This window comes from Vogesella sp. AC12 (assembly GCF_024437575.1).
GTDB lineage: Bacteria > Pseudomonadota > Gammaproteobacteria > Burkholderiales > Chromobacteriaceae > Vogesella > Vogesella indigofera.
Genome location: NZ_JANFNU010000005.1, coordinates 81,609 through 105,324 on the forward strand (window position 1 = coordinate 81,609; position 23,716 = coordinate 105,324).

Sequence of the window (23,716 nt, forward strand, 5' to 3'; positions counted from 1 at the left end):
GGGCTTGCTGCGCCCGGTTCCGGAACGCCACGAGGGAGAAATAACCATGTTGATCGTGCGTCCAGTACGCATTTCCGATCTGCCAGTCATTGAAACAATGGCGGTAGACAGCGGGATTGGCGTCACCAGCTTGCCGAACAATCGGGAAAAGCTCTACGAAAAAATCCAGACCTCGCTCGGCGCCTTCGAGCACGAGGCGGTAGCCGGCACCGGCCGCGAATACTATATGTTCGTGCTGGAAGACGACGGCCAAGTGGTCGGCACCGCGTCGATCAGCGCCTCCGCCGGCTTTGAAGAGCCGTTCTACAGCTACCGCAGTGAAACCATGGTGCACGCCTCGCGCGCACTGAAGGTGAACAACCGCATCCACGTGCTGAACATGTGCCACGACCTGACCGGCATGGTGCAGCTGTGCGGCTTCTACTGCATGCCGAATTTGTCGCTGCGCGCGCTGGAATTGCTGTCGCGTGCCCGACTCCTCTATATGGCCGCCGCGCGCGAACGTTTCGGTCGCCGCATCCTGGTCGAGATGCAGGGCATTCTCGACGCCAACGCGCAGTCGCCGTTCTGGGACGCCATTGGTCGCCGCTTCTTCAATATGGACTTCCCGCAGGTGGAGCAGGCCTTCGCCCAGCGCAGCAAGACCTTCATTGCCGAGCTGATGCCGACCTACCCGATCTACGTGCCGCTGTTGCCGGATCAGGCGCAAAACGCCATCGGCCAGATTCACCCCGATTTCGAGCGTCCGTTCAACATCCTCAGTCGCGAAGGCTTCGAGGCCGACAACTACATCGACATCTTTGACGGTGGTGCGGTGCTGACCGCCGAGGTCGACCAGTTGTTCAGCATGCGCCAGCAGCTGCGGGCGCAGGTTGAAGTGGCGCCGGTACTGCCGGAAGGCGCCGAAGAGATGGTGATTTCCAACCATCGCAGCGACCAGTTCGCCCTGGCTCAGGCTCATGCCAGCCTGGTGGACGACGTGCTGTTCATCACACCGGATACCGCGCGCGCGTTGTCGCTCGCCAGCGGCCAGATCGCCTGTGTCGCGCCGCTATTGCAAGCAGAACAAGGGAGGGTTGCAGCATGATGGTGATTCGCCCGGTCAAGGCGTCCGACCTGGATGGCCTGATGGAGCTGGCGCGCAGCGCCGGCGTGGGTTTGACCTCGTTGCCGGTGAACGAAGAGCGCCTCAGCGCCCGTATCGCCCGCTCCGAGAAAAGCTTCAGCGGCGAGGCCGATCTGGCCGAGCGCGGCTACGTGTTCGTGCTGGAAGACACCGCCAGCGGCCGTGTCGGCGGCATCTGCGCGCTGGAAGCAGCAGTTGGCCTGAAAGAGCCTTGGTACAACTACCGTGTCGGCACCATCGTCCACGCCTCGGAAGAGCTGGACGTTTACACTCGTCACGAAACGCTGTTCCTGTCCAACGACCACACCGGCTACTCCGAGCTGTGCACGCTGTTCCTTCACCCGGATTTCCGCGTCAACAAGAACGGCGGCCTGCTGTCCAAGAGCCGCTTCCTGTTCCTGGCGCAGTTCCCGGAAATGTTCGGCAAGGTGGTGGTGGCGGAGATGCGCGGCGTGTCCGACGCCGCCGGCAACTCGCCGTTCTGGGAAGCGCTCGGTCGCCACTTCTTCTCGATGGAGTTCGCGCAGGCCGACTACCTGACCGGCGTCGGCCAGAAGGCTTTCGTCGCCGAGCTGATGCCGAAATTCCCGGTCTACATCGACTTCCTGCCGCAGGACGCGCAGGCGGTGATCGGCCAGACCCACGACAACACCCGCCCGGCGGTGGCGATGCTGCACAGCGAAGGCTTCCGCTACGAAGGCTACGTCGACATCTTCGACGCCGGCCCGACGGTACAGGCCTACACCCGCGACATCCGCGCGGTACGCGACAGCCGCCTGCTGGCGGCCAACGTTGGCGACAGTGCGGATAGCGCGGGCAGCGCGGCAACCGGTTTCTATCTGGTGTCTAACACCGGCTTCGACGGCTTCCGCGTGCTGCTGGCCGAGCTGGCACCGGGTGCGGACAGCGTCAAGCTGAGCGCGGAACAGGCGGCAACACTGAATATCAAGCAGGGCGATGTGGTGCGCGTGGTGGCACTGTCGCCGAAGGAGACTGCATAAATGGCAACGCAATTCATCAACGGCAGCTGGTTGTCCGGTAGCGGCGAGCAGCTGAACAAGAACAATCCGGCCACCGGCATCCTGATCTGGCAAGGCCAGGCCGCCGATGCGCAGCAAGTCGACGCCGCCGTGCGCGCCGCGCGTGCCGCGTTCAAGGGCTGGGCACGCACCGCGCTGGACGAGCGCCTGGCCGTCATCCGCCGCTTTGGCGAACTGCTGGACAGCAACAAGGCCGCGCTGGCGGAGATCATCGCCAAGGAAACCGGCAAGCCGATGTGGGAAGCGCAGACCGAGGTCACCACCATGGTGAACAAGGTCGAGATCTCGATCAAAGCCTATAACGAGCGCACCGGCGAGCGTAGCGCGGCGATGGGCGACGCGCAGGCGGTATTGCGCCACAAGCCGCACGGCGTGGTGGCGGTATTCGGGCCGTACAACTTCCCCGGCCACCTGCCGAACGGCCACATCGTGCCGGCGCTGATCGCCGGTAATACCGTGATCTTCAAACCGTCCGAGCTGACGCCGTGGACCGCGCAGGAAACCGTGCGCCTGTGGCACGAGGCCGGCCTGCCGGCCGGGGTGATCAACCTGACCCAGGGCGCCAAGGAAACCGGCATCGCGCTGGCCAACCACGACGGTATCGACGGCCTGTTCTTTACTGGCAGCTCCGGCACCGGCAACCTGCTGCACAAGGCCTTTGGCGGTCAGCCGGAGAAAATCCTGGCGCTGGAAATGGGCGGCAACAATCCGCTGATCGTCGGCACGGTCGCCGATGTCGATGCCGCCGTGCATCACGTGATCCAGTCGGCGTTCGTCTCCGCCGGCCAGCGCTGCACCTGCGCGCGCCGCCTGCTGGTGGCCGAGGGCGCCGAAGGCGATGCCTTCATCGCGCGCCTGGTAGAGGTTGCGGCCAACCTTAAGGTGGGTCTGTACAACGAGGAACCGCAGCCGTTCATGGGCTCGGTGATTTCCAATGCCGCCGCCGATGCGCTGCTGGCGGCACAGGCCAGCCTGGCCGCCACTGGCGGCAAGGTGCTGCTGGAGATGAAGCGACTGTCCGAAGTCGGCGCCATCCTGTCGCCGGGCATCATCGACACCACCCACGCGCAGCGTCCGGACGACGAGTTCTTCGGCCCGCTGCTGCAGATCATCCGCTACCGCGATTTTGACCAGGCGATCGAACTGGCCAACGATACCCGCTTCGGCCTGGCCGGCGGTGTGCTGTCCGACGATCGCGGCCAGTACGAGCAGTACCTGCTGGAAAGCCGTGCCGGGGTGGTGAACTGGAACAAGCCGCTGACCGGCGCCTCCAGCGCTGCACCATTTGGTGGCATTGGCGCCTCCGGCAATCACCGTCCTAGTGCCTATTACGCCGCCGACTACTGCGCGTGGCCGGTAGCGTCGCTGGAATGCGACAGCCTGACTGTTCCGTCTCAACTTTCTCCGGGGATCGTACTGTGAGCAATGCTTTTGAAGTGAACTTCGACGGCCTGGTGGGCCCGACGCACAACTACAGCGGCCTGTCCTACGGCAACGTCGCCTCTACCGGCAACCAGAATGCCGCCTCCAATCCGAAGTTGGCCGCCAAGCAGGGCCTGGCCAAGATGAAGGCACTGCACGACCTCGGCTTCAAGCAGGGTGTGCTGGCCCCGCACGAGCGTCCGGATGTGGCCTCGCTGCGGCTGCTGGGCTTTGGCGGAACCGACGCACAGGTGATTGCCCGCGCCGCGAAAGAGGCGCCGGCGATCCTGGCGGCCGCCACCTCGGCGTCGTGCATGTGGACCGCCAACGCGGCCACCGTCAGCCCGTCCGGTGACACTGCCGACGGTCGCGTGCACTTCACACCGGCCAACCTGAACAACAAGTTCCACCGCTCCATCGAGCATCCGACTACCCGTCGCATCCTGCAGGCGATGTTCGCCGACGAAGCGCGTTTCGCGGTGCATCCGGCGCTGCCGGCACAGATGCACTTCGGTGACGAGGGCGCGGCCAACCATACCCGCTTCTGTCATGAATACGATGGTGCCGGCGTCGAGTTCTTCGTGTTCGGTGCCGCCGCCTTTGACAGCCGTTACCCGAAACCGGCGCGTTTCCCGGCGCGGCAGACGCTGGAAGCCTGCCAGGCGGTGGCCCGCCTGCACGGTCTGAAGGAAGCGGGTGTGGTCTACGCGCAGCAGGATCCGGATACCATCGATGCCGGCGTGTTCCACAACGACGTGATCTCGGTCGGTAACCGCAATGTGCTGTTCCACCACGAGAAGTCCTTCCTGCACCAGGCCGAGGTGCTGGCCGAGCTGGATCGCAAGTTGGCCGCGGCCGGCGGCAACTTCATCGCCATCGAAGTGCCACTGGCGGAAGTCAGCGTCGAAGAGGCGGTGAAGAGCTACCTGTTCAACAGCCAGCTGCTGTCCAAGCCGGACGGCAAGATGATCATCGTGGTGCCGGAAGAGTGCCGCAACATCGAGCGGGTGTGGACTTACCTGCAGAAGATGAGCAGTTCCGGCGGCCCGATCGACGAGGTGCGCGTGTTCGATCTGAAGCAGAGCATGCAGAATGGCGGCGGCCCGGCCTGCCTGCGCCTGCGTGTGGCACTGTCGGCGGCAGAGATTGCGGCAGTCAATCCGAACGTAATGATGAGTGATGCATTATTTGGCACGCTTAATGCTTGGGTAGACCGGCATTATCGCGACCGCCTGTCACCGGACGATCTGGCCGATCCGCAACTGCTTGTCGAGTGCCGTACCGCACTGGACGAACTGAGTGGCATCCTGGCCCTGGGCTCGGTGTATCCTTTCCAAATGGTGTAATTAAACCCATCTGGAAAATGCATTTGCATATAGGCCATCTGCGATCATGTCGCAGGTGGCTTTTTTGTTGTGTGAGTGCAAAAGCAAATAAAATCGATTGTATCCATAATCAGTTTTTTGCTTTTGCGCGGATTTGGTGCATCGGTGGCGTATTTGTGATTCGAATTGAAACAAATTTGGTTCGTTTGCGAAAAGAAAGGAAAATTTTTAAAAATAATACGCGCGAAAAAGAACATCAAAAAAAGCCTTTGGTTGCAACGCAACATTGATTTGCGGCTAGTATTTTTTGCTGTTTTTTTTAATTAAATCAATGACTTGCATTGTGTTAAAAAAATCGCAAAAAAACCTTAATTTCTCAAGTTTTTGCGATTGACAGTCGATTGGATACGCTATCATAATCCGCTCGGCTTGTCGGACAGAAACCCAACTGCCGACCTTTGCACAGAAGACGGTAAAAGAGGGTAAACCCCGCATAAATCGTCGGGACAATCATCCTTAGGAGATCCCACCGTGGACATTTTTCTGCAACAGATCCTGAACGGCCTCGTGCTGGGCAGCATTTATGCCCTGATCGCACTTGGTTACACCATGGTGTACGGGATCATGGGCCTCATCAACTTCGCGCATGGCGAAGTCGTGATGTTTGGTGCCATGGTTACCATCACCGTTGTTACTTCCCTGATGAATGCCGGCGTCGGTCTGCCGGGTCCGATGCTGGTACTGATCGGTCTGCTGGTCGCCATTCCCGCCTGCATGCTGCTGGGCTACTCCATCGAGCGCGTAGCTTACCGCCCGCTGCGTGGCGCACCCAAGCTGGCACCGCTGATCACCGCGATCGGCCTGTCCATCGTGCTGCAGCAGGTTGCCATCCTGATCTGGGGTCGTAACTACATCCCGTTCCCGGCGATCCTGGATCACGAAACCATCGAGATCTTCGGTGCCACCATCACCAAGCTGCAACTGGGTATCGTTGCCCTGTGCCTGCTGCTGATGATCGGCCTGCTGGTCGTGGTCGAGAAGACCAAGTTGGGCCGCGCGATGCGCGCCACCAGCCAGAACCCGGCGGTTGCCAGCCTGATGGGTGTCAACGTCAATACCATCATCTCCGCGACCTTCGTGATGGGTTCGGCGCTGGGTGCCATCGCTGGTGTGATGGTTGCCACCAACTATGACCAGGCTCACTACTATATGGGCTTCATGATCGGCCTGAAGGCGTTTACCGCCGCGGTGCTGGGTGGTATCGGCAACCTGGGTGGTGCCGTCGCCGGTGGCATCCTGCTGGGCATTATCGAAAGTCTGGGTGCCGGCTATATTGGCGACCTGACCGGTGGTTTCCTGGGTTCGCACTATCAGGACATCTTTGCCTTCGCTGTGCTGATCGTCGTTCTGATCTTCCGTCCTTCTGGCCTGCTGGGCGAGAAAATGGCCGATCGCGCCTAATAGGGAGAGACAAGTGAGCATGACTATGGATACCAACAAAAAACTGGCGGTCTTTATTGCCTCCGCCATCGTGCTGGCCGTGCTGCCGTTCGTGGTCGGCAATACCCTGGGTAACTCCTGGGTGCGCACCATCGACTTCGCGCTGCTGTATGTAATGCTGGCGCTGGGTCTGAACATCGTGGTCGGCTTTGCCGGTCTGCTGGACTTGGGTTTCATCGCCTTCTACGCCGTCGGTGCCTACACCTTCGCGCTGCTGGGCTCGCCGCACTTCGACATTCACCTGCCGTTCTACATCTCGATCCCGCTGGGCGCCGGTCTGGCCGCGATGTTCGGCCTGCTGCTGGGTACTCCGGTACTGAAGCTGAAGGGCGACTATCTGGCGATCGTGACGCTGGGCTTCGGTGAAATCGTACGGATCTTCATGAACAACCTGAACGCTCCGGTGAACATCACCAACGGGCCGCAGGGTATCAACCTGATCGATCCGATCCAGATCGGCGGCGTGTCGCTGGGCAAGGCCATCGAGGTATTCGGTTTCAGCCTGAACCCGGTGCACATGTACTACTACGTGTTCCTGTTCCTGACCGTGGTGGTGGTGATCATGGTTTACCGCCTGCAGCACTCCCGTATCGGTCGTGCCTGGGTGGCGATGCGTGAAGACTCGATCGCCGCGGCGGCAATGGGCCTCAATATCCGCAACATCAAGCTGCTGGCCTTTGCGCTGGGCGCGCTGTCCGGTGGTGTGGCCGGTGGCCTGTTCGCGACCTTCCAGGGCTTTATCTCGCCGGAATCGTTCGGCCTGCTGGAATCGATCATGATCCTGGCAATGGTGGTACTGGGCGGTATGGGTCACATCCCTGGCGTGATCCTGGGTGCCGTGGTGCTGACCATTGCGCCGGAAGTCCTGCGTGACGTGATCGGTCCGCTGCAGATGCATACCTTCGGCAAAATGATTGTCGACCCGGAAAACGCCCGTATGCTGCTGTTCGGTGCAGCGATGGTGATCATGATGCTGGTACGTCCTGAAGGTATGTGGCCATCCAAGCGTCGTGCGGCCGAATTCAAAGATGCGAAGAAAGGTTAAGCCATGTCTGAAGTTTTGCTGAAAATCGAAGGCATCAACAAGCGTTTTGGCGGCCTTCACGCACTGAGTAATGTCAGCCTGCACATCAACAAGGGCGAGATTTACGGCCTGATCGGTCCTAACGGCGCCGGCAAGACCACTATGTTCAACGTGCTGACCGGCCTGTACACCCCGGACGAAGGCTCCTTTACCTTTGACGGCAACGACCTGTTCCGTGCGCCACCGCACGTGGTGGTGAATACCGGTATCGCCCGTACCTTCCAGAACATCCGTCTGTTCCACGAGATGACGGCGCTGGAAAACGTGATGGTTGGTCGTCACATCCGCTCCAAGGCCAATGCGCTGGGTGCGGTGCTGCGCAACAAGGCCACCCGCGACGAGGAAGCCGAGATCGAGGCCAAGGCCTGGGAACTGCTGCGCTATGTCGGCATCGAGGATGTCGCCTACGAGCGTGCCAAGAACCTGTCCTACGGTCACCAGCGTCGTCTGGAAATCGCCCGTGCGCTGGCCACCGAGCCGAAGCTGCTGGCGCTGGATGAACCGGCCGCCGGCATGAACCCGAGCGAGACCGAATCGCTGAAGGCGTTGATGGAAAAGATCCGCGATGGTGGTGTCACCGTGCTGCTGATCGAACACGACGTGAAGCTGATGATGGGCCTGTGCGATCGTATCGCCGTGCTCGACTATGGCAAGAAAATTGCGGAAGGTGTGCCCGAAGTGGTACGTAAAGATCCGAAAGTGATCGAGGCTTATCTGGGAGTGGCACACGAATGAGCATTCTAGACGTCAAGAACCTGCAGGTTTCCTACGGTGGCATTCAGGCCGTCAAGGGCATCGACTTCCACATCAACAAGGGCGAGCTGGTGACCCTGATCGGTGCCAACGGCGCCGGCAAGACCACCACGCTGAAGACCCTGGTCGGCATGGTCAAGATCGCCGGCGGCAGCATCAACTTTGATGGCAAGGACACCACCAGCATCGCCACCCACGATTTCGTGCGTAACGGTCTGGTGATGGTGCCGGAAGGTCGTGGCATCTTCGGCAAGCTGACGGTGGAAGAAAACCTGCAAATGGGTGGTTTCCATCGCAACGACAAGGACGGCATCCAGCGCGATATCGAGCGCGGCTACGAGCTGTTCCCGCGTCTGAAGGAGCGCCAGAAGCAGCTGGCCGGTACCCTGTCCGGCGGTGAGCAGCAGATGGTGGCGATGGCGCGTGCGATCATCTCGCAGCCGAAGCTGCTGCTGCTGGACGAACCGTCGATGGGTCTGGCACCGCTGATCGTGGAAAAGATCTTCGAGATCATCCAGATGGTGGCCGCCGAAGGCGTGACCATGTTGCTGGTGGAGCAGAACGCCAAGCTGGCGCTGCAGGTATCGCAGCGCGGCTACGTGATGGAAAGCGGCAAGATCAGCATGAGCGGCCCGGCGAAAGAACTGCTGGACGACGAGCGCGTGCGTAACGCCTACCTCGGCGGTTAATTCCGTCCGGTCACGGGTGCGGCCTGCCGGCCGCCCCGTGTGTGCTTGCCCGAGGCGGATATAGCCGCCGTGTCGCGAGAACAATCACCATGTTTGACACTCTCAGCCCCGATGTCCTGCTCCGCCAGGCACTCGGGGCTTTGTTTTTTCCGCCGCTGAACGGGCTGTTGCTGCTGCTGGCCGGCGGCTACTGGCAGCGGCGGGCACCGGCGGCCGGCCGCTTGCTGTTGCTGCTGGCACTGCTCTTGAGCTATCTGCAGGCGACGCCGTGGCTGGCGATGCGGCTTAACGGCGCGCTGGAAACGTTTGCGCCGGCCACGCTGGCGCAGGTGCGCACGACCGGCGCCATCGTGGTGCTCGGCGGCGGCCAGCGGCCGGCGCCGGAGTATGCGGCCAACGTGCCGTCCGGCGACAGCCTGGCGCGGCTGCGCTATGGCGCCTATCTGGCGCGGGCCAGTGGCCTGCCATTGCTGCTGACTGGCGGTGCCCCCAACGGTGGCGAGGCCGAGGCGGTGGTGATGGCGCGCGTGCTGCAACAGGATTACGGCATCACCCCACGCTGGGTGGAGGCCGCTGCGGAAACCACCGCCGACAATGCCCGCCTGTCTGCCGCGCTGCTGCGCGAGGCCAAGGTTGGTCGCATCACGCTGGTGACGCAGGCGTGGCACATGCCGCGCGCGCTACCGTCGTTCCGTGCCGCCGGCCTGCAGGTGCTGGCGGCGCCGACTGGCTATAGTCGTTATGACGGCATCTGGCTGCAGCACTGGCTGCCGAGCGGGCGTGCGATGCAGGAGGTGTATCAGGCGGAGCGCGAATGGCTGGGGCTGCTGTATTATCGTTTGCGTTCCCTCATCACAGGATTAAGCACATGAACACCGGCGCACTGATCATCGGGGACGAGCTTTTGTCCGGCAAACGCCAGGACAAGCACATGCCGGCGCTGATCCGCCTGCTGGCGGAACGCGGCATGAAGCTGGCTTGGGTCGAGTACCTCGGCGACGATCCGGCTCGCATCGAGGCGGCGCTGCGGCGTGCCTTTGCCAGTGGCGACCTGGTGTTCAGCTTTGGCGGCATCGGCGCCACGCCGGACGACTACACCCGCGCCTGTGCTGCGCAGGCGCTGGACGAGGCGCTGGCGATCCACCCCGAGGCGAAGCAGCTGATCGAAGGCCGCTTTGGCGCCGACGCCTATCCGCACCGCATCAATATGGGCCGGCTGCCGGTCAGCGCGCGGCTGATCCCCAATCCGGTCAACCAGATGCCGGGCTTTTCCTGCCGCGACGTGCACTTCGTGCCCGGCTTTCCCAATATGGCGTGGCCGATGGTGGCTTGGGTGCTGGACACGCAGTACCGGGCGCTGTTTTCCGAGCACCCGGACGTAGAGCAGGGCTGCATCGCCATCGAGGCGCGTGAGGGCGACCTGATCACGCTGATGCAGGAATTCGTGGCGCGCTATCCGGCGCTGCGTTTTTCCAGCCTGCCCAATTTCGGCACCGAGGTGATCCCGCAGATGCACATCGAGTTCGGCTTCAGCGGCCAGCCGGCGCTGGTGGCGATGGCGCTGGACGAGTGGCGCAAGGCGCTGCTGGCCAAGGGCTACGAGGTGCGTGACAAGCCGGCGAGCTAGCTGCTGCGGTGCTGGCCGGCTAACGGCCGATGCGGATCACGCGGGGCGGCGCCACTGACCCGCGCGCCGCGACAAGACAAAAGGTTGGCCGCAAGCGGTGATGCTTGTGGCCAACCTTTTGTCGTTGTGGCGTAGGGCGCCGGCAGGCGCCAGTAGCTTAGTTGACGAAGCGCATCGAGAAGTCGATGGCGCGTACGTCCTTGGTCAGCTTGCCGATGGAAATGCGGTCGACGCCGGTGTCGGCGATGGCGCGCACGCTGTCCAGATCGACACCACCGGAGGCTTCCAGCTGCGCACGGCCGGCATTGCGGCGTACCGCCTCGCGCATCTCGTCCAGCGACATGTTGTCGAGCAGGATCAGCGGGCAGGTCGCGGCCAGCGCCTCGTCCAGCTCGGCCAGGTTTTCCACTTCCACCTGCAGCGTTACATGCGGTGGGGCGATGGCGCGCGCGGCTTTGAGCGCCGCGGTGATACTGCCGTTGGCGATGATGTGGTTTTCCTTGATCAGGATGCCGTCGTAGAGGCCGACGCGCTGGTTGGCGCCACCGCCGACGGTGACGGCGTACTTCTGCGCCAGGCGCAGGCCGGGTACCGTCTTGCGGGTATCGTGGATCACGGCGCGGCTACCGGCGACGGCATCGACATAACGGCGCGTCTCGGTGGCGACGCCGGACAGCGTCTGCAGGAAGTTCAGGCCGCTGCGTTCGGCGGTGAGCAGTGCCTGCGCCGGGCCGTTGATGGTGCACACCACGTCACCGTTGCCGATGCGGGTGCCTTCTGCGACGTGCCACTGCACCCGGCAGTGCGCGTCGATCTGGCGATAGCACTCTTCCAGCCACGCCTGGCCGCACAGTACCGCCGCTTCGCGCGCCACGATGCGCGCTTCGCCCGGCTGGTTCGGGCACAGGGCGGCAGTCCAGTCCTTGTCGCCGATGTCTTCGGCAAGGGCAAGGCTGACGGAGTGGGCGATCAGGTGCTGGGCGGGCAAGGTCGGCATGATGGTCGGAGTCCGGGGCAAAGAGCGCGATTTTACCCCGCTTTGGCGTGGCGGTGGGGTGCTCTGCTATGATGAAGTTCTGTCGCCCGTCCCGATCCGCCGATGAATTTTCCCGATACGCTGTTTTCTCCGCCACTGCTGTGGGCTGCCACCGGCCTGATGTTGCTGCTGCTGTCGCTGGCGGCGTGGCGCGTGCCGTGGCGCACGCTGGCGCCCGGCGCGGTCAGTGCCTGGGCGGCGGCCTGTGTGTTGCTGGCCGCGATGTGGCTGGTCAAGGCCGGCCTGCAGCCGGGGCTGTCGTTTCACCTGCTGGGGGCGGCGATCTTCACCCTGCTGATGGGGCCAGAGCTGGCGCTGCTGGCCCTGGCGCTGGTGCTGCTGTTGCAGGTGGCGGCAGGGCAACTGGGCTGGCTGGCGCTGGGGCTGAATTTCTGCGTCACGCTGTTGCCGGCGGTGGCGGTGACCGCGCTGGCCCTGCGTCTGGCGCAGCGTTATCTGCCGGCACACCTGTTCGTCTATGTCTTCGTCAACGCCTTTCTCGCCGGCGGCCTGAGCCTGATAGTCGCCGCCGCCAGCGGCATGGCGCTGCTGTGGCTGCAGGGCGTATACGACTGGCCCTACCTGCTGGATAACGCGCTGCCGTTCTATTTCTTGCTGTCGTGGTCGGAGGCGTTCACCAGCGGGCTGGTGCTGTCGATCATGGTGGTGTACCGGCCGCAGTGGGTGCGCAGTTTTGATGACGCGCGCTATCTGGTGCGCTGACTGAAAGGGGGGGTGATGCAGTTTGCGTTCTGGGCAATCCTGCTGGCCGCGGCGATGCCGCTGCTGTGGGCGGTGCTGGCCAAAAGCGGGCCGGGTTTCGACAATCATCAGCCGCGGCGGTATCTCGCCGGGCTGCAAGGCTGGCGCCAGCGTGCACAGTGGGCGCAGCAGAATTCCTGGGAGGCGTTCGCGCCATTTGCCGCCGCCGTCATCGTCGCCTACCTGATGATGGTGACCCCGCAGCAGCTGGATGCAGCGGCCGCTGTCTTCATCGTGGCGCGGCTCGGCTATGGCGTGTGCTATGTCGCCGACTGGGCCACGTTGCGCTCGCTGTGCTGGACGGTGGGCTTTGGCGTGGTGGTGTACCTGTTCCTGGCGGCAGCGCATTTGCTGTGATGCCGGTGGCTGGAAAGCAATGCGGCCAACCTTGTCCAAGGTTGGCCGCATTGCTTTGGCGATGGCTTGTTGCAGTTACAGCATGATCGGTTCGGCTTCCAGCGCCACGCCGTAGCGGGCCAGCACCGTGGCCTGCACCTTGGCCGCCAGCGCAGCGATTTGCCGGCCGCTGGCCTGGCCGTAGTTGACCAGTACCAGCGCCTGCTTGGCGTGTACGCCGGCGTCGCCGTCGCGGTAGCCCTTCAGCCCGGCCTGGTCGATCAGCCAGCCGGCCGCCAGCTTCACCTTGCCCTCGCCAGCCGGGTAGTGCGGCAGCGCCGGGAAGCGCGCCAAGAGCGCGGCGGCCTGCTCGCTGTCGACGATCGGATTCTTGAAGAAGCTGCCGGCATTGCCCAGCTGCGCCGGATCCGGCAGCTTGCTCTGGCGGATGGCGATCACCGCGCGGCTGACCTCCTGTGCAGTCGGCGTGCCGCTGATGCCCATCGCCTGCAGTTGCTGGGCGATGTCGCCGTAGCCAGTCTTGCTGTGCGCGTGGCGCGACAGGCGAAAGCGCACCGCGGTCACCAGATAGCGGCCGGCGTGCTGCTTGAACACGCTGTCGCGGTAGGCAAAGCGGCAGTCGGCATTGGCCAGCGTCACCGCCGCGCCGCCGTGCTGCAGGTCGGCGCACACCACTTCCATGATGCAGTCCTTCACCTCCACACCGTAGGCGCCGATGTTCTGGATCGGGCTGGCACCGACGGTGCCGGGGATCAGGCTGAGGTTTTCCAGTCCGCACCAGCCCTGCTGCAGGGTGTGGCAGACAAAGTCGTGCCAGTTTTCGCCGGCGGCGGCCTCGATGACCACGCTGTCGCCGTCGTCGGCCAGCAGGCGGATGCCCTTGAGCAGGATGCGTACCACGGTGCCGGAGTAGTCGTCGCGCAGCAGCAGGTTGCTGCCGCCGCCCAGCCACAGCACCGGGCCATCCAGCTCGGCCAGCAGGGCCGGCAGCTCGCTCAGCTGCTGCAGCTCGGTGTAGCGGCGTGCGCTGGCGGCAATGCCGAAGGTGTTGAACGGTTGCAGCGAAACGTGTTGCTGGAAGGTGATGGTCACGAAGCGGGCCTCACAAGGTTTGACGATGCAGGCGCTGCCTGCTGATATGGGAAAGGTAGCCGACCAGGGTCAGCCCCGCCACGCTGAGGCTGACCACCAGTGCCGCCCAGAAGCCGTGCACGCCCATGCGCGGCACCAGCCAGTCGGTCAGCCCCAGCGCCATGCCCAGCCCGAGGCCGAGACCCCAGAACGACACGATGTGGATTGCCATCGGCAGGGTGGTGATCTTGTAGCCGCGCAACGCACCGGAGGCTACCGTTTGCATCGCGTCGGTCAGCTGGTAAAAGGCGGCGAACAGCATCAGCGTGCTGCCCAGCGCCACCACCGCCGGGTCCGGGCTGTACATGGCGATGATCTGGTGGCGGAACAGCAGCACCAGCAGCATGGTCAGCACCGCGGCAGCGATGCTGAGCGCAATGCCGAGGCCGCTGATCAGCCGCGCCTGCAGGTAGTCGCCGCTGCCGATGCTCTGGCCGACGCGGATGGTCAGCGCGGTGGCGATGCTCTGCGGGATCATGTAGATCAGGCTGGAGAAGTTCAGCACCGCCTGGTGGCTGGCCACCACCAGGGTGCCCAGTTGCGCGATCAGCAGCGCAATGAAGGAAAACAGGCTGACCTCGACGAAGAACGACAGTCCGATCGGCAGCCCCAGTTTCAGCATCGCCGGAAAGCGCGACCATTGCGGCCAGCTGAATTGCTGCGTCAGGCCGTAGTCGGCCAGTGCCCGGTTGCGGGCGAGGTAGACGAACAGCGTGATGGCGTTGAACCACATCACCATGCCGGTGGCCCAGCCGCAGCCGGCGCCGCCCAGTTGCGGCAGGCCGAACAGGCCGTGGATCAGCATGTAGTTGAGCGGAATGTTCAGTAGCAGCGCGATCAGGCTCACCACCATGATCGGGCGCGGGCGGTTGAGGCTGGAGGCAAAGGCGTGCAGCGCACGGTGCATCATCGCCGCCGGCATGCCGAAGGCGGCACCGTCAATGTACAGCATCACCTTGTCTTCCACCGTCTCCGGCAGGCTCAGCCACTGACGCAGCAGCGGCTGGATCGCCAGCATCAGCAGCACGCCGAGGCAGCCGAGCAGCAGGCCGAACCACAGGCCCTGGCGCGCGGTTTCGCCGATGCTGCGGGTTTCGCCGGCGCCGAACTGATGCGACAGGATTGGGTTCAGCGCGCTGACGATGCCCATCAGCGTGACATAGACGGTGATGAAGATGCTGGCGCCCAGCGATACCGCCGCCAGATCGTCGGTGCTGACGCGGCCGGCCATTACCGTGTCGACAAAACCGGTCGCGACCTGGGCGATCTGCGCCACCATCATCGGCAGCGCCAGATGGCTCAGGGTGCGGGTTTCTTCGCGGATGCGCGGCCAGCCGGCCTTATCAAGGTGAAACAGCATGTCAATCCAGCTCGGGAGCAAACCGCCGATTATAGCCGGATCGGCCGCGCGGCGTCCGTGCCGCGCAGCGGGCTCAGGCGACGCCCGGGCGGCGCAGGTGGCAGCTGATGATCAGCGCGTTGCCGAACAGGCGGTTGATCTGCAGTGCCTGGTCGACATCGACATCCTGCAGCAGCAGTTTGCCCTGTTGCAGGCTGGCGGCCAGGCCGCGTTCGCTGGCCCAGGCCAGCAGCGTGGTCAGCTGGCGGGCGCCGGCATTGTCGCCGAGGTGGATGGCGCGCAGCTCGCCGCGCAGCGATGGGGTGGAACGGGCAGGGGTGGTGGCAAACTCGGTGTAACGGTCTTGTTCGCAGTCGTACATGGTCTCGGTCTTCCTTGTCGGTCGCCCGGACTATCCGAGCGACGCTTTAGCAGAGTTGGTTTAACGGCGCCCTGCAAGTTGTCGATTAACTCGGCGCCATGCGTTTTCACGCGGGGTACGGCTTTGCGGCAGCAGAAAACAAAAAATCCGCTGGCCAGTGGCTGCAGCGGATCGCTTGATCTGACGCTTTAGCTGGCATTTATAATGCGCCCGCAAGCTGATCTCAAATCGGCGCAGGGACAACGTTACGACAGGGCGTCGCCGCTTGTCAAGCCGCTGCGGCGCGCGGCTGCCGGCGGCGGTATTGGCAGGCAGGTGGAGCCAGTTTTGCGAATCGCGCTATAATCCGCCGCCTGAACGCGGACTTTGTGTCCTTTTTTTCTTTCTCAGTGTAGCCCCGATGATCCGTAAACTCATCAGTCGAATCTTCGACTTGCCTGCCAGCCTGGCCGGCAACAAGAGCAAGCCGCGTGTGCTTGCCCTGGCCCAGCACGGCGTGCGCCGTGACGCACTCAGCCATGCCGCCCTGCGTGTGGTATCGCGGCTGCAGGACGCCGGTTTCGCCGCCTATGTCGTCGGTGGCGCGGTGCGGGACCTGCTGCTGGGAGTCACGCCCAAGGATTTCGACGTGGCCACCAGCGCCACGCCGGAGCAGGTGCACCACCTGTTCCGCCGCTCGCGCATCATCGGCCGCCGCTTCCGCATCGTGCACGTGATGATGGGGCCGGAAACCATCGAGGTGACCACCTTCCGTGGCGGCGAAGTCGCCAACAAGAACGAAACCGGTCGCGTGATGGCGGACAACACCTACGGCAACCAGGTCGAGGACGCGCTGCGTCGCGACTTCACCGTCAATGCGCTGTTCTACAACCCGACCGATGAAACCATCATCGACTATCACCACGGCGTGAAGGACCTGCGCGCCAGGAAGCTGGTGATGATCGGTCAGCCGGCGCGCCGTTACCAGGAAGACCCGGTGCGCATGCTGCGTGCGGTCCGCCTGGCCGCCAAGCTGGACTTCACCATCGACGAACATACCCGCAAGCCGATTGCGGCCAACGCCGCGCTGCTGCGCAACGAGCCGCCGGCAAGGCTGTTCGACGAGCTGCTGAAGCTGCTGCACTCCGGCCATGCCTACGCCTGCCTGAAGATGCTGCGTGACGAAGGCCTGTCGCAGGGGACCTTCCCGCTGCTGGATGCGGTGATGGACGAGCCGGGTGGTGAGACCTTCCTCAAGAACGCGCTGGCCAATACCGACGAGCGCGTGCGCGCCGACAAGCCGGTTTCGGTCGGCTTCATGCTGGCGGCGATGCTGTGGGCGCAGGTGCGCAACCGCTGGCAGCAGCGCCTGCAGCAGGGTGAGCGCGACATCGCGGCCCTGGTCGAGGCGATGGCGGAAGTGGAAACGCTGCAGGACAACGACTTTGCCATCCCGAAGCGCTTCTCCGCCACCATGCGCGAGATCTGGTTCCTGCAGCCGCGCTTCGAGAGCCGTGCCGGGCAGCGCCCGTTCCGCTTTGTCGAGCAGCCGCGCTTCCGCGCCGCCTATGACTTCTTCTGCCTGCGCGCCGATGCCGGCGAGGTGCCGCGCGAGCTGCAGCAGTGGTGGGACGACTTTCAGAACGGCGATACCGCCGAGCGCCAGCAGCTGGTCGACGACGTGCGCAACAGCGGTGGCGAAGCCGCCAATCCGGAGCGCAAGAAGCGCCGTCGCCGGCGCAAGCCGTCTGCCGCCGCGGGTGGCGGGGAGCCGGCGTGACCCTGGCAGTGATTGCGCTGGGCAGCAATCTGGAAAATCCGGTGCAACAGGTGGAGGCGGCGCTGCAAAGGTTGGCCGCATTGCCGTCCACGCGGCTGGTGCGCCGTTCCGCCTGCTACCGCACCGCCCCGGTCGGTTTCGCCGATCAACCCGATTTCATCAACGCGGTGTGCGAAGTCGACACCACGCTGGACGCCGAAGCGCTGCTGGCGCAGCTGCTGCAGCTGGAGCAGGACTTCGGCCGCGTGCGCAGCTTCCGCAACGCGCCGCGGGTGCTGGACCTCGATCTGCTGCTGATGGACGGCGTCACGCGCGACAGCGAGTTTTTGACGCTGCCTCACCCGCGCATGCACGAGCGTGCCTTCGTGATGCTGCCGCTGGCGGAAATGGCGCCCGAGCGGCAGTTGCCGCAGGGCCGGGTCAGCGACATTGCCGCCTCGCTCGATGGCAGCGGTGTCAGCCGCCTGCCGCGCAGTCAATAACCCCCGGCAGCAGCGGCTGCCTCCCAAGGAGTACGTGATGACGCAACTGCGCTATGTCGTGGTGGAAGGCCCCATTGCTTCCGGCAAGGCCGCCCTGGCGCGCCGGCTGGCGGATCACTGGGCGGTGCGCCTGCTGGCGGAAGCCGCGGAGCAGAACCCGTTTCTCGAGCGTTTCTACCGCAATCCCCCGTATCACGGCCTGGCCACCCAGTTGTCCTTCCTGTTGCAACGTGCCGACGCCGCGCGCGCGATGCTGGAAGGCGAGCTGCTGGCGACGCCGCTGGTGTCCGACTTCCTGTTCGAGAAGGACGCGCTGTTTGCCGAGCTGGCGCTGGAAGACGACGAGCTGGCGCTGTACCGCCGTATCGCGCCGGCGGTGTTGCGCGCCCATCCGGTGCCGGACCTGGTGATCTACCTGCAGGCGTCGCCGGAAACGGTGCAGCAGCGGCTGGAGCGGTCGGTGGCCAGTGGTGCGATGTCGCCGCTGCCGGCAGGCTATGTCCAGCGCGTACACGCCGCCTACAGCACGTTTTTCCACGCCTACGCGGGCGCGCCGCTGTTGATCGTCAACACCGATCATCTTGATTTGGTTGAAGGTGATGATGATTTCGGGCTATTGTTGCGCTGCATCAGCGAGATGCGAGGCCAACGCAGTTACTTCAACAAGGGTATCTGAACCCTGCCCGGCCGGAAGGCGGAGCCATCAGTTCCGCACCGCGGCCGCCCCTGCGTATCCGGGTGGTCACCCGCCCCCCCCGGTCGCAGCTGCACGCAACGAGGAAATACAGAATATGAAAATAACCGTTAATACTTTGCAGACCATGGCCGCCGAAGGCCGCAAGATCAGCATGCTGACCTGTTACGACGCCAGCTTCGCCAGCCTGCTGGATGGCGCCGGTGTCGATATCCTGCTGATCGGCGATTCGCTGGGCATGGTGATGCAGGGGCGGGATTCGACGCTGCCGGTGACCATGGAGCAGATGGAATACCATACCCGCTGTGTCGCGCAGGGCAGCAAGAACGCGATGGTGCTCGGCGACATGCCGTTCGGCAGCTACCAGGAAAGCCCGGCACAGGCGTTTGCCAATGCCGCGCGCCTGATGCAGGCCGGCGCACACATGGTCAAGATCGAGGGTGGCGCCTTCATGGCGGAAACCGTGCGCTTCCTGGTGCAGCGCGGCGTGCCGGTGTGCGCCCATATCGGCCTCACCCCGCAGTTCGTCAACACCTTCGGCGGCTACAAGGTGCAGGGCAAGAGCGAATCCGATGCCGAGCGCATCATGGCCGACGCCCGCGCGCTGGCCGACGCCGGTGCCAGCATGGTGCTGATGGAGTGTGTGCCGGCGGTGCTGGCGAAGAAGATCACCGAAGCGATCAGCGTGCCGACCATCGGCATCGGCGCCGGTCTCGACGTCTCCGGCCAGGTGCTGGTGCTGTACGACGTACTCGGCGTGTATCCGGGCAAGAAAGCGCGTTTCGTCAAGGACTTCATGGCCGAGGCGCAAAGCATCCAGGGCGCGGTCAGCGCCTACGTCGCAGCGGTGAAAGCACAGACTTTCCCGGCGCCCGAACACTGTTTCTGAGTCCGTCCCATGCAAATCATCCGTAGCATTGCCGAGCTGCGTGCCTGGCGCAAAACCGCCGGCCGCGTCGCCTTTGTCCCGACCATGGGCAACCTGCACGAAGGCCATCTGGCGCTGGTCGCCGCCGCGCGGCAGCACGCCGAACAGGTGGTGGTCAGCATCTTCGTCAACCGCCTGCAGTTCGGCCAGGGCGAGGATTTCGACGCCTACCCGCGCACCTTCGAGGCCGATGGCGACAAGCTGCGTGCCGCCGGTGTCGCGGTGCTGTTCTTCCCCGACGAGCGTGAGCTGTATCCGCGCATCAAGCAGGACTTCAATGTCGAGCCGCCGCATATCCAGAACGAGCTGTGCGGCGCCTTCCGCCCCGGCCACTTCCGCGGCGTGGCCACCGTGGTCGCCAAGCTGTTCAACATCGTGCAGCCGGATGTCGCCTGCTTCGGCAAGAAGGACTTCCAGCAACTGCACGTGATCCGCGCCATGGTCGACGACCTCAACATGCCGATCGAGATCGTGCCGGTCGATACCGGGCGTGCCGATGACGGCCTGGCGCTGTCGTCGCGCAATGGCTACCTCAGCAGTGACGAGCGCGCCGAGGCGCCGCGGCTGTACCGCCAGCTGTCCGCCATCCGCGCGGCGCTGCAGGCCGGTGACAGCAATTATGCGGCGCTGGAAAAGGCCGCCTGCGACGAGCTGGCCGCTCACGGCTGGCGCGTGGACTATGTCGAGATCCGTCAGGCCGACACGCTGGAGATTGCCCACGTCGGCGAGGCGCGGCTGGTGGTGCTGGCGGCGGCGCGTCTGGGTCGCACCCGGCTGATTGACAATATCGAAGTGGCGCGCTGACCCGCCGCGCCGCAAGCAACAACAGGAAGACCGAACCATGCAGCGTTCCATGCTGAAATCCAAGCTTCACCGCGTCACCACCACCCACGCCGAACTGCACTACATCGGCTCCTGCGCCATTGATGAAAACCTGCTGGAAGCGGCCGACATCAAGGAATACGAAGAAGTGCAGATCTGGAACGTGACCAACGGCGAGCGTTTCGCCACCTACGCCATCCGCGCCGAGCGCGGTTCCGGCGTGATCTCGGTCAACGGTTCCGCCGCGCGTCGCGCCGCCCCCGGCGACCTGCTGATCATCGCCTCGTTCGCCGCCTACGAAGACAGCGAGCTGGCCAATCACACGCCGAAGCTGGTGTTCGTCGACGAGCGCAACCAGATGACCGAGCTGGCGTCGCTGACGCCGGTACAGCCGGCCTGATGCTGCCGTCGTGATCCGTTCGAACCAAGCCGCCCGCAGAGGCGGCTTTTTATTGTCTGAACACAAACGAGAAAAGGAGAAAGCATGAGTTTCCTGACAACCGATCTCTACGATGCCAACGAGGGCCGCGTGGCGGTGGTGGAGCCGATGTTCCGCGCCTACGGCGGTCGCGCCCGCTTTGCCGGCCAGGTGGTGACGCTGAAGGTGTACGAGGACAATACCCGCGTGCGCGAAGTGCTGGCCGAGCCGGGGCAGGGCAAGATCCTGGTGGTCGATGGCGGTGGCTCCAAACGCTGCGCGTTGCTGGGCGACCAGATTGCCGAGCTGGCGGTGAAGAACGGCTGGGAAGGTGTGGTGATTTATGGCTGCATCCGCGATTCGGTGGCCATCAACGCGCTGGACATCGGCGTGCGCGCGCTGGATACCAACCCGAAGAAAACGGTGAAGCGCAATGAAGGGCAGCGCGATCTGGTGCTGGCCTTCGGCGCGGTGGAGTTCGTGCCCGGCCACTGGCTGTATGTCGACGAGGACGGGCTGCTGCTGTCGGCGACGCCGCTGCTGTAAGCCCTTGCGGCCAACGTTGGCCGCAGGCGTAAAAAAAGCCGGACCCGCGGGTCCGGCTTTTTTGCGGTTGGCGTCTTACTCGCCGACCACGTCGACGCCGGCGGGCGGGGTGAAGCGGAACTGTGCCGGGTTGACCTTGGCGTTGCGCTGCAGGTTCTTGAACTGGATGCGGGTGATGTTGCCGAAGCTGTCGGCCAGCTCCATTTCCACCAGCTGGTTGGCGGTGAAGCCCATCTTGATCGATTCAAACGTGTTGTCGGCCTTTTTCGGGCTGGCGGCCAGCCATTCCACCTTGCCGGTCTTGCCGACTTCGCGCAGCTGGTAGTCGCGCTCGATGGCGTTACTGCCGGCCAGCAGCGCCGCCGGCGAGTTGCCCAGCGCGCCAGCCTGGTCACGGCGGGTGACCTGAGCCAGCTCCTTGTCGTACAGCCACAGCGTCTTGCCGTCGCCGACGATCAGCTGCTCGAACGGCTGGGCGTAGGTCCAGCGCAGCTTGCCGGGGCGCTGGATCTGCATGGTGCCGTGTGCGGTTTCCTGGCGCTGCTTGCCGCTCACCGTCTGGGTGAAATCGGCGGCCAGGGTCCTGGTGCCGGCGATAAAGGCCTTGAACTGCGGCAGCGCGGCGGCGTGTGCCGGCAGCGTGGCGGCCAGCAGCAGGCCGAGTAGGGCTTGTTTCATGCGTATCCTTAACTGGCGCGGGCGGTTGTCCCTGTTGCTATGACCCGCCCGCCGGGGCCGCGTTCAGCTGAAGCGGTTGGTAATCGGGTAGCGCCAGTCCTTGCCGAAACCGCGATGGGTGATGCGCGGGCCGACCGGCGCCTGGCGGCGCTTGTATTCGTTGATCTTTAGCAGGCGCACCACCTTGGCCACATCGGCCTCGGCAAAGCCGGCCTTGACGATGTCGGCGGCGGACTGGTTGTGCTCGACGTAGCGTTCCATGATCGCGTCCAGCACGTCGTACGGCGGCAGACTGTCTTGGTCTTTCTGGTCGGGGCGAAGTTCCGCCGACGGCGGCCGGGTGATGATGCGTTCCGGAATGATCTCGCCCTGGGTGTTGCGCCAGCGGCACAGCGCGAATACCAGCGTCTTGGCCACGTCCTTCAGCACCGCGAAGCCGCCGGCCATGTCGCCGTACAGCGTGCAGTAGCCGGTGGTCATCTCCGACTTGTTGCCGGTGGTCAGCACCAGCTTGCCGGACTTGTTGGACAGCGCCATCAGCAGCGTGCCGCGGATGCGCGCCTGCAGGTTTTCCTCGGTGGTGTCGGCCGGGAGGCCGGCAAACGACGGCGCCAGTGCGCTCATGAAGCTTTCGTACATCGGCCAGATTTCGATCTCGTCGTACTTCACGCCGACGCGCTGCACCATGTCGCGGCTGTCGTCGACGCTGATGTCGGCGGTGTAGCGTGACGGCATCATCACCGCGTGCACCTTGTCGGCGCCCAGCGCGTCGACCGCGATGGCCAGCGTCAGCGCGGAGTCGATGCCACCGGACAGACCCAGCAGCACGCCGGGGAAGCCGTTCTTGACTATATAGTCGCGCACGCCGACCACCAGGGCGCGGTACGCGCTCTCCAGTTCGTCCGGCAGCGGCGCAAGGTTGGCCGCAACGATGTCGCCATCCACCACATCCAGCAGCAGCAGTTCGTCGTCGTAGGCGGCGGCCTGCGCCACCACTTCGCCGGCCTTGTTCAGCGCGAACGAGGCGCCGTCGAACACCAGTTCGTCCTGGCCGCCGGTGAGGTTGACGTAGGCCATCGGCAGGCCGGTTTCCTGTACCCGGTAGCGCATCACCTCATGGCGGGTGGCGATCTTGTTGCGGTGGAACGGCGATGCGTTCAGCGACACGATAACCTCGGCGCCGGCATCGGCGGCTTCGGCCGCCGGCTCCACCGACCAGCCGTCCTCGCAGATGATGATGCCGACCTTGACGCCATTCTGCTCGAACACCAGTGGCGCGGCGCCGGGAGTGAAGTAGCGGCACTCGTCGAACACTTCGTTATTGGGCAGCAGCATCTTGTGGTACTGGCCCAATCTATTGCCATCCCGCAGCACGGTGGCGGCGTTGAAGCGCTCGTGGCCGAGGCGGGCAGGGTGGCCGATCACCAGCGTGATGCCGTCCAGCATTTCCAGTTCGTCGAGGCCGGCGTAGATGGCGCGGTAGAAGTGTTCGCGCAGCAGCAGGTCTTCCGGGCTGTAGCCGGTCAGCGCCAGCTCCGGCGTGACCAGCACGTCGGCACCCTGTGCCATGGCCGTCTTGGCCAGCTCGAGGATTTTGCGGGTGTTGCCGGCGATGTCGCCGACAACCGGGTTGAACTGGGCAAGTGCAATGCGCATCGGGAGAACCACCAGTAGAGAATCGATCGGCCAATTTTAGCGTTGTCTCGCCCGTACCGCATAAAAAACTTGCGCAACGGCCGACTCGCTTATACAATGCGCCTCCTCTGTTGCTTGAGCGGAAACGCCGGTGATAGGCCATCTAGGAGAGGTGGATGAG

25 protein-coding genes and 1 tRNA gene (1 of these 26 running past the window's edge) are annotated in these 23,716 nt (G+C 64.1%); 20 read left to right on the plus strand and 6 right to left on the minus strand.

Annotated elements, in window-relative coordinates; translation table 11 throughout:
* Positions 1-46: 46 nt before the first annotated feature.
* The 10 genes from aruF to NOM55_RS09925 all read left to right on the plus strand — a co-directional run bounded on the left by aruF (position 47) and on the right by NOM55_RS09925 (position 10,566).
* On the plus strand, positions 47-1,087 hold the full coding sequence (gene aruF, locus NOM55_RS09880) for an arginine/ornithine succinyltransferase subunit alpha (protein ID WP_047967111.1): 1,041 nt from the start codon (positions 47-49) through the stop codon (positions 1,085-1,087).
* A complete protein-coding gene (gene astA, locus NOM55_RS09885) occupies positions 1,084-2,127 on the plus strand; it encodes an arginine N-succinyltransferase (RefSeq protein WP_255908445.1) in 1,044 nt (347 codons plus the stop codon). The genes aruF and astA overlap by 4 nt, the downstream gene beginning before the upstream one ends.
* Entirely contained in the window at positions 2,128-3,588 is a 1,461-nt protein-coding gene (astD, locus tag NOM55_RS09890; protein WP_255908446.1) for a succinylglutamate-semialdehyde dehydrogenase, read from the plus strand.
* On the plus strand, positions 3,585-4,934 hold the full coding sequence (gene astB / locus NOM55_RS09895) for an N-succinylarginine dihydrolase (protein ID WP_255908447.1): 1,350 nt from the start codon (positions 3,585-3,587) through the stop codon (positions 4,932-4,934). The genes astD and astB overlap by 4 nt, the downstream gene beginning before the upstream one ends.
* Before the next feature lie 510 nt (positions 4,935-5,444).
* The gene (locus tag NOM55_RS09900) at positions 5,445-6,374 is read left to right on the plus strand and encodes a branched-chain amino acid ABC transporter permease (protein ID WP_047967107.1); all 930 of its coding nucleotides are present in this window, start codon (positions 5,445-5,447) and stop codon (positions 6,372-6,374) included.
* Positions 6,375-6,393: 19 nt separating this feature from the next.
* On the plus strand, positions 6,394-7,458 hold the full coding sequence (locus NOM55_RS09905; protein ID WP_047967106.1) for an ABC transporter ATP-binding protein: 1,065 nt from the start codon (positions 6,394-6,396) through the stop codon (positions 7,456-7,458).
* Between the two features lie 3 nt (positions 7,459-7,461).
* Positions 7,462-8,232 (plus strand): ABC transporter ATP-binding protein, encoded by a 771-nt coding sequence (locus NOM55_RS09910; RefSeq protein ID WP_047967105.1) that lies wholly within the window; start codon positions 7,462-7,464, stop codon positions 8,230-8,232.
* Positions 8,229-8,939, plus strand: a complete 711-nt coding sequence (locus tag NOM55_RS09915) for an ABC transporter ATP-binding protein (RefSeq protein WP_047967104.1) — start codon at positions 8,229-8,231, stop codon at positions 8,937-8,939. The genes NOM55_RS09910 and NOM55_RS09915 overlap by 4 nt, the downstream gene beginning before the upstream one ends.
* 89 nt (positions 8,940-9,028) lie before the next feature.
* The gene (locus NOM55_RS09920; protein WP_255908448.1) at positions 9,029-9,811 is read left to right on the plus strand and encodes a YdcF family protein; all 783 of its coding nucleotides are present in this window, start codon (positions 9,029-9,031) and stop codon (positions 9,809-9,811) included.
* Positions 9,808-10,566, plus strand: coding sequence for a molybdopterin-binding protein (locus NOM55_RS09925; RefSeq protein WP_255908449.1), 759 nt, complete (start codon positions 9,808-9,810; stop codon positions 10,564-10,566). Before NOM55_RS09920 ends, NOM55_RS09925 begins: the two co-directional genes overlap by 4 nt.
* A 157-nt stretch (positions 10,567-10,723) precedes the next feature.
* Here the strand turns inward: NOM55_RS09925 and nadC are convergent, their stop codons facing one another.
* Positions 10,724-11,563, minus strand: a complete 840-nt coding sequence (gene nadC / locus NOM55_RS09930; RefSeq protein ID WP_255908450.1) for a carboxylating nicotinate-nucleotide diphosphorylase — start codon at positions 11,561-11,563, stop codon at positions 10,724-10,726.
* 102 nt (positions 11,564-11,665) lie between these two features.
* On the opposite strand from nadC, the gene NOM55_RS09935 reads away from it, so the two are divergent.
* Together NOM55_RS09935 and NOM55_RS09940 are read left to right on the plus strand one after the other, a co-directional pair.
* Positions 11,666-12,325, plus strand: coding sequence for an energy-coupling factor ABC transporter permease (locus NOM55_RS09935; RefSeq protein WP_255908451.1), 660 nt, complete (start codon positions 11,666-11,668; stop codon positions 12,323-12,325).
* Positions 12,326-12,340: 15 nt separating this feature from the next.
* Positions 12,341-12,721: an MAPEG family protein gene (locus NOM55_RS09940; protein ID WP_120811128.1), complete on the plus strand. Its 381-nt coding sequence runs from the start codon at positions 12,341-12,343 to the stop codon at positions 12,719-12,721.
* Positions 12,722-12,796: 75 nt separating this feature from the next.
* Here NOM55_RS09940 and murB read toward each other — a convergent pair whose 3' ends face one another.
* From murB to NOM55_RS09955, 3 genes are all read right to left on the minus strand, one after another.
* Positions 12,797-13,813 carry a UDP-N-acetylmuramate dehydrogenase gene (gene murB / locus NOM55_RS09945; RefSeq protein ID WP_255908452.1) on the minus strand — a complete coding sequence of 339 codons (1,017 nt, stop codon included), beginning with the start codon at positions 13,811-13,813 and terminating at the stop codon, positions 12,797-12,799.
* A gap of 10 nt (positions 13,814-13,823) precedes the next feature.
* A complete protein-coding gene (locus NOM55_RS09950; protein ID WP_255908453.1) occupies positions 13,824-15,212 on the minus strand; it encodes an MATE family efflux transporter in 1,389 nt (462 codons plus the stop codon).
* 73 nt (positions 15,213-15,285) lie between these two features.
* Positions 15,286-15,573 carry a hypothetical protein gene (locus NOM55_RS09955; RefSeq protein WP_120811134.1) on the minus strand — a complete coding sequence of 96 codons (288 nt, stop codon included), beginning with the start codon at positions 15,571-15,573 and terminating at the stop codon, positions 15,286-15,288.
* 400 nt (positions 15,574-15,973) lie between these two features.
* Between NOM55_RS09955 and pcnB the strand changes: the two genes are divergently transcribed.
* From pcnB to rraA, 7 genes are all read left to right on the plus strand, one after another.
* Complete coding sequence (pcnB, locus tag NOM55_RS09960) at positions 15,974-17,332, plus strand: polynucleotide adenylyltransferase PcnB (RefSeq protein WP_255908454.1); 1,359 nt, start codon at positions 15,974-15,976, stop codon at positions 17,330-17,332.
* Positions 17,329-17,814, plus strand: a complete 486-nt coding sequence (gene folK / locus NOM55_RS09965; protein ID WP_255908455.1) for a 2-amino-4-hydroxy-6-hydroxymethyldihydropteridine diphosphokinase — start codon at positions 17,329-17,331, stop codon at positions 17,812-17,814. Before pcnB ends, folK begins: the two co-directional genes overlap by 4 nt.
* A gap of 37 nt (positions 17,815-17,851) precedes the next feature.
* On the plus strand, positions 17,852-18,490 hold the full coding sequence (locus NOM55_RS09970) for a deoxynucleoside kinase (protein WP_255908457.1): 639 nt from the start codon (positions 17,852-17,854) through the stop codon (positions 18,488-18,490).
* 115 nt (positions 18,491-18,605) lie between these two features.
* Positions 18,606-19,397, plus strand: coding sequence for a 3-methyl-2-oxobutanoate hydroxymethyltransferase (gene panB / locus NOM55_RS09975; RefSeq protein WP_047967093.1), 792 nt, complete (start codon positions 18,606-18,608; stop codon positions 19,395-19,397).
* Between the two features lie 9 nt (positions 19,398-19,406).
* On the plus strand, positions 19,407-20,240 hold the full coding sequence (gene panC / locus NOM55_RS09980) for a pantoate--beta-alanine ligase (RefSeq protein ID WP_255908458.1): 834 nt from the start codon (positions 19,407-19,409) through the stop codon (positions 20,238-20,240).
* A 37-nt stretch (positions 20,241-20,277) separates the two neighbouring features.
* Positions 20,278-20,658: an aspartate 1-decarboxylase gene (panD, locus tag NOM55_RS09985; protein ID WP_120811143.1), complete on the plus strand. Its 381-nt coding sequence runs from the start codon at positions 20,278-20,280 to the stop codon at positions 20,656-20,658.
* An 84-nt stretch (positions 20,659-20,742) separates the two neighbouring features.
* Positions 20,743-21,222 carry a ribonuclease E activity regulator RraA gene (gene rraA, locus NOM55_RS09990; protein ID WP_255908459.1) on the plus strand — a complete coding sequence of 160 codons (480 nt, stop codon included), beginning with the start codon at positions 20,743-20,745 and terminating at the stop codon, positions 21,220-21,222.
* Between the two features lie 75 nt (positions 21,223-21,297).
* Here the strand turns inward: rraA and lolA are convergent, their stop codons facing one another.
* Both lolA and NOM55_RS10000 read right to left on the minus strand, forming a co-directional pair.
* Positions 21,298-21,900 (minus strand): outer membrane lipoprotein chaperone LolA, encoded by a 603-nt coding sequence (gene lolA, locus NOM55_RS09995; protein WP_047967089.1) that lies wholly within the window; start codon positions 21,898-21,900, stop codon positions 21,298-21,300.
* 63 nt (positions 21,901-21,963) lie between these two features.
* Positions 21,964-23,556, minus strand: a complete 1,593-nt coding sequence (locus NOM55_RS10000; protein ID WP_255908460.1) for an NAD+ synthase — start codon at positions 23,554-23,556, stop codon at positions 21,964-21,966.
* Between the two features lie 145 nt (positions 23,557-23,701).
* Between NOM55_RS10000 and NOM55_RS10005 the strand changes: the two genes are divergently transcribed.
* Positions 23,702-23,716: transfer RNA gene (locus tag NOM55_RS10005), tRNA-Ser, on the plus strand (it continues 176 nt past the right edge of the window).